Origin of the sequence: Rhizobium ecuadorense, assembly GCF_001187535.1 — a bacterium.
In the GTDB taxonomy this organism is placed as follows: Bacteria; Pseudomonadota; Alphaproteobacteria; order Rhizobiales; family Rhizobiaceae; genus Rhizobium; species Rhizobium ecuadorense.
This window is the reverse complement of the sequence record NZ_LFIO01001718.1, coordinates 1-223: the sequence shown is the minus strand read 5'-3', so window position 1 is coordinate 223 and position 223 is coordinate 1. Positions and strand designations below refer to the sequence as shown.

The 223-nt window shown below is 56.1% G+C and carries 1 protein-coding gene; it reads right to left on the bottom strand.

What is annotated here, in order from left to right; translation table 11 throughout:
* Positions 1-223: extracellular solute-binding protein (locus AF337_RS33160; protein WP_152971321.1), on the bottom strand; the 223-nt coding region annotated here is incomplete at both ends.

Below are 223 nucleotides of genomic sequence, written 5' to 3'. Positions count from 1 at the left end.
GTCGAGATCAAGTGGATAGAGCTTGTCGGCAGCCACGCCGTCGGCAAGCAACGCCGCTTCGATCACGCCAGGAGCCGACCACTTGTAGAATGTGCGCTTTCCCGGAAATTTTGCCGTGTCGAACAAGTCCGCCCATGTCTTTGGGCAGGCGCTGACGGCATCGGCATTGCAGCCGATCACGAAGGAATAATAGAAACTACCGACGGAATAATCGGTCACGAAG